This is a genomic window from Halomonas sp. 707D4, from assembly GCF_024158685.1.
GTDB lineage: Bacteria > Pseudomonadota > Gammaproteobacteria > Pseudomonadales > Halomonadaceae > Vreelandella.
Map to the genome: position 1 here is coordinate 1 of NZ_JAMZBD010000247.1, position 4,662 is coordinate 4,662.

At 65.2% G+C, this 4,662-nt stretch carries 6 protein-coding genes; 2 read left to right on the plus strand and 4 right to left on the minus strand.

The features are described from left to right. The 3 genes from BIS11_RS11150 to BIS11_RS11160 form a co-directional block, all read right to left on the minus strand. The coding region (locus BIS11_RS11150; protein WP_301286449.1) for a glycoside hydrolase family 3 N-terminal domain-containing protein at window positions 1–284 on the minus strand (284 nt) is incomplete at its 3' end. Between the two features lie 65 nt (window positions 285–349). Next, on the minus strand, window positions 350–880 hold the full coding sequence (locus BIS11_RS11155; RefSeq protein ID WP_253419072.1) for a L,D-transpeptidase: 531 nt from the start codon (window positions 878–880) through the stop codon (window positions 350–352). After that, window positions 858–1,535 carry a TetR/AcrR family transcriptional regulator gene (locus BIS11_RS11160; RefSeq protein WP_253419069.1) on the minus strand — a complete coding sequence of 226 codons (678 nt, stop codon included), beginning with the start codon at window positions 1,533–1,535 and terminating at the stop codon, window positions 858–860. The genes BIS11_RS11155 and BIS11_RS11160 overlap by 23 nt, the downstream gene beginning before the upstream one ends. 219 nt (window positions 1,536–1,754) lie before the next feature. Here BIS11_RS11160 and lexA point away from each other — a divergent pair, with 219 nt between their 5' ends. Continuing rightward, window positions 1,755–2,429: a transcriptional repressor LexA gene (gene lexA, locus BIS11_RS11165; RefSeq protein ID WP_253419066.1), complete on the plus strand. Its 675-nt coding sequence runs from the start codon at window positions 1,755–1,757 to the stop codon at window positions 2,427–2,429. Between the two features lie 66 nt (window positions 2,430–2,495). Here the strand turns inward: lexA and purU are convergent, their stop codons facing one another. After that, entirely contained in the window at window positions 2,496–3,350 is an 855-nt protein-coding gene (gene purU, locus BIS11_RS11170) for a formyltetrahydrofolate deformylase (RefSeq protein WP_253419063.1), read from the minus strand. A gap of 261 nt (window positions 3,351–3,611) precedes the next feature. Between purU and BIS11_RS11175 the strand changes: the two genes are divergently transcribed. Further along, window positions 3,612–4,662: ribonuclease J (locus tag BIS11_RS11175; RefSeq protein WP_253586059.1), on the plus strand; the 1,051-nt coding region annotated here is incomplete at its 3' end.

The window sequence follows — 4,662 nt, forward strand, 5'->3', positions numbered from 1 at the left end:
GGGTCCTCGACGAAGCGCTCGCCGATACGCGCCATGGCCGGCAAGCGAGTCACCCCCGCCTTGATGCGCTGCACGCGCCCGCCTTCCTGATCGATGCCCAACAGCAAGTCGGGGCGTTCGGCGCGCACGCTGGCGCACAGCCGACGAACCTGCTCGGCGTTCTCGACGTTGCGCGCGAAAAGGATGACGCCGCCGACGGCGGGATCGCGCAGCAGGGTCCTTTCGGCAGCCGTGAGGGAGGGGCCTTCCAGGTCGAGCATGACCGGGCCAAGCGATTGTGTCATGAGCTTAGATCCAACGAAACGGGCGCCAATTCTAGTCGATCGGCGCGCTCAGGCAAAATCCGCCGTCACGCCGGGTTCTCGCCGTGAAGCCAGACCGGCGTTCCGGGGGGCGCGGCGGCGAACAGCGTCAGGAGATCGTCATTGCGCACCCGGATGCAGCCGTGGGAGGCGGCGACGCCCATCGGCTCGTCAGCGGGCGTGCCGTGCAGGTAGATGTAGCGGCGCTGGGAATCGACGCGCCCGCCGCGGTTGACGCCGCGCTCGAGCCCGCAGAGCCACAGGATGCGGGTGAGGATCCAGTCACGCTCCGGGTGCGCTTGGGCAAGCGCCGGGGTGAACACTTCACCGGTGAAGCGCCGCCCGCGAAATACCGCGTTCTCCGGCAGGCCTTCGCCGATGGCGGCGCGCACGTAGTGCCAGCCGCGCGGGGTGCGCCCGCTCCCCTCCTCCTCGCCGACGCCATTGATGCCGGTGGAGATGGCGCACGCGTGGATCACGTCTCGCCCCTGCCAGAGGCACAGCTCCTGCGACTGGCAGTCGATCTCGATCCAGGCATCCTCTGCCGGCGGCAGCTCAGCCAGCTTCGGGGTGAGCATGGGCGGGCTCCTCGAGGGCGGTGGGCAACGGCGCGTGCATGGCGGCGACCACCACCGGGCGCAGGCGGCGCACGAGATCGCGAATCGACACCTGCTCGCCGTACTCCTTGTCGGCGATGTCGCGCAGCGCGTCGAGCCCGGAAAGCGTGAAGATCACCGTACCGAGCATGAAGTGCAGCCGCCAGAAGCGTTCGGCATCGGGAAGCCCCGGGGTTGCCTGGCGTACCAGCTCGACGAAACGGGTGAAGACATCGCCGTACTGCTCCTGGATGTAGCGGCGCAGGTGCCCTTGGGCCTGGCTGTAGGCCAGCCCCAACAGGCGCATGAAGACCTTGAGGCTGTTGCGCTCGGCGGGCACCGTCAGCACCGTGGTCGCCATGGTCTCGAGCAGCACCTCAAGGGGAATCTGCTGCTCGCCATGATGCGCCTGCAGCTCGTCGAGCGCCGCATGGAAGCGCTCGCTGAACGGATCGAGATAGCGGGCGAACACGGCCTGGATCAGCGCCTTCTTCGACCCGAAATGGTAGTTCACGGCGGCCAGGTTCACCCGCGCCTTGCTGGTGATGTTGCGCAGCGAGGTTTCGGCGAAGCCACGCTCGGCGAACAGCACCTCTGCGGTATCGAGGATACGCGTGACCGTATCTGACTGCGCCATGGCGTCCTCCAGAAAACGAGTGTTTAAAACATCGCGGCATAGTAGGCCATTCACGCTCCGGGCTCAATCGTCAAAACGACGGGTTCTGGCCCGAGAAAGCCAGCGCGCGCTTTATAAACCGGGGCTTAGGTCATATACTGGATACAGAGACATACTGTATACTTAAACACATGTTCCGACTGTCATCTTTTTAGTTACCCGTTTACCCTGGAGAGCGCCATGTCACGCCCGCTTACCGTTCGTCAACAGCACGTGTTCGACTTCATCGTCAAGACCATGAACGACTACGGCTACCCGCCGACGCGCGCGGAAATCGCCAAGGCGCTCGGTTTTCGCTCTCCCAATGCCGCCGAGGAGCACCTGCGCGCACTCGAGCGCAAGGGGGCGATCCGCATCATTCGCCACACCTCGCGCGGCATCCGTCTGCCCAACCAGGAAGGCGCCGACGCGCCGGACACCGCCCCGGCCGCCAACGATTCAGCGGATACCAATACCAGCGGGCTGCCGATCATCGGCGAGGTGGCGGCAGGCAGCCCCATTCTCGCGGCGGAACACATCGACCGCTACTGTCCGCTGCCCGCGGAGTACTTCACGCCCAAGGCCGACTACCTGCTGCGCGTGCGCGGGCTCTCGATGAAGGACATCGGCATTCTGGAAGGTGACCTGCTCGCCGTGCACCGCACCGAGCGGGTACGCGATGGCCAGATCGTGGTGGCGCGCCTCGAGGACGAAGTGACCGTCAAGCGCTTCAAGCGCGACGGCCACCAGGTGACGCTGCTGGCGGAGAACAGCGACTTCGCCCCCATCGAGATCGACCTGCGCACTCAGCAGCTCGACATCGAAGGGGTCGGCGTCGGCGTGATTCGCGGCGGCAGCGGTCAGGCGCTGGGCTAGGAAGTCTCGGCCTTCGGCCGACGCTTGCAATCGAGAACGGGGCATTGCGCCCCGTTTTCGTTTCTATCAGCCGAACACCACGGTCTTGTTGCCGTCGATCAGCACCCGATCCTCGAGATGCCAGCGCAGCCCGCGGGCCAGCACCGATTTCTCCACGTCGCGACCGAAACGCACCAGATCCGCCGGCGTATGGCAGTGGCTCACGCGGTGAATGTCCTGCTCGATGATCGGCCCGGCATCGAGCTCCTCGGTCACGTAGTGGCAGGTCGCGCCGATCAGCTTCACGCCCCGGGCGTAGGCCTGGTGGTACGGCTTGGCCCCGGCGAAGGACGGTAAAAAGCTGTGGTGGATGTTGATGATCTGCCCGGCGTAGTGCTCGCAGAGCGCCGGCGGCAGGATCTGCATGTAGCGGGCGAGCACGATGCAGTCCGCCCCGAGCGCCTCGATCTGCGCCTGGACGGCATCGAAGGAGGCCTGCTTGTTCGTCGGGTCCACGGCGATATGGAAATAGGGAATCTCGTACCACTCGGAAAGCGCCCGCATGTCCGGGTGGTTCGAGATGATGCCGACGATGTTGCAGTCGAGCTCGCCGGCCTGCCAGCGGTAGAGCAGATCCACCAGGCAGTGCGACTCCTTGGAGACCATGATCACCACGTTGCGGCGCTTCTGGGTATCCACCAGCGCCCACTGCATGTCGAAGGTGGCGGCGATCGGCGCGAACGCCTTTTCGAGTTCATCGGCGCTCATGCCGATGGAGTCGGCGAGGATCTCGTAGCGCATGAAGAAGCGCCCGGTCTGCAGGTCCGAATGCTGGCTCGCTTCGGTAATGGAACCACCATGCTGGGCGATGAAGCTTGACACGCGGGCGACGATGCCCACCTGATCGGGGCAGGAAACCACTAGACGGTAATAATGCGACATAAATAGACTCGACGTGAATGCACTCTAAAAACATGGCCCGCTGTCAGGCCCTGCCGGCGCTCTACCCGGCAAGGGCGCTAGTGTAGCGCAAGCGGCGATCCGAGGCATTGCGATCATTGTTAGCCGCCTCCGCACACCGTATAGTTAAAGTCTTACTTTTCAGGCTGTTCAAAATCAATGGATCCATCACGCGTTCAACTTCGTCCCCGTCGCCGCCCACCCTTGCGTATTCTGCCGCTGGGTGGCTGCGGTGAAATAGGAATGAACCTGACGCTATATGGCCATGGCGATCACTGGATCGCCATCGATTGCGGCATGATGATTCGCCAGGACCTGCCGAGCGCACCGCTCCAGGTGCCCAATACCCGGACACTTGAAGAACTCGCGATCGCGCCCAAGGCGCTGTTCATCACCCACGGCCACGAGGATCATATCGGCGCGGTCGCCTGGCTGTGGCCCAAGTGGCAGTGCCCGATCTACGCCACGCCCCTGGCAGCGGGACTTCTGCGCCACAAGTTCGCCGAACACAGCCTGTCGAGCGCAGCGATTCGCGTGATCGAACCAGGCGAGGCGCTCGAGGAAGGCCCGTTCACGCTGCGCTACTTGCTGATGACCCACTCGATTCCCGAGAGCTGCGCGATCATGATGCAGGCCGGTGACCATCGGGTGCTGCATACCGGTGACTGGAAACTCGACCCGGAGCCGTTGATCGGCGCCTGCGTCGACCCGAGCCACTTTCAGGCGCTCGCGCCGATCGATCTGCTGGTGGGCGACTCCACCAATGCGCCGCTGCCCGGCAGCGCGGGCAGCGAAGGCGCGGTGGCCAAGGCCCTGGAACAGACGCTCAAGGAGTGCGAGGGGCGCGTGGTGGTTTCCTGCTTTGCCAGCAACCTGGCGCGGGTGTGGGCGATCGGCCAGGCGGCGGCACGAAACGGGCGCCGGGTGAGCCTGATGGGGCGCTCGATGGAGCGCATGGTGAGCGTGGCGCGCGGGCTTGGCTACCTGGACGACTTCCCGGCGCTGGTGCCGGCCCAGGACCTCGGTTACCTGCCGGCCAACGAGGTGGTGGTGATCGCCACAGGAAGCCAGGGCGAGCCGCGCGCTGCGCTCCAGCGCCTGGCCCAGCGTCGCCACCCCTTTCTGGACCTCGAGCCCGGCGATACCGTCATCTTCTCCGCCAAGGCGATTCCCGGCAACGAACGGCCGATCGCCGCGCTCAAGAAGCGCCTCGCCCAGCTCGGCGCGACGCTGTTCGACGAGACCAATCACCCGGAGCTGCACGCCACCGGCCACCCCGCCCAGGAGGAGCTCA

Coding starts and splice junctions, on each gene's coding strand:
- purU (WP_253419063.1), bottom strand. CDS start 3,350: ATGTCGCATTATTACCGTCTAGTGGTTTCCTGCCCCGATCAGGTGGGC.
- BIS11_RS11160 (WP_253419069.1), bottom strand. CDS start 1,535: ATGGCGCAGTCAGATACGGTCACGCGTATCCTCGATACCGCAGAGGTG.
- lexA (WP_253419066.1), top strand. CDS start 1,755: ATGTCACGCCCGCTTACCGTTCGTCAACAGCACGTGTTCGACTTCATC.
- BIS11_RS11155 (WP_253419072.1), bottom strand. CDS start 880: ATGCTCACCCCGAAGCTGGCTGAGCTGCCGCCGGCAGAGGATGCCTGG.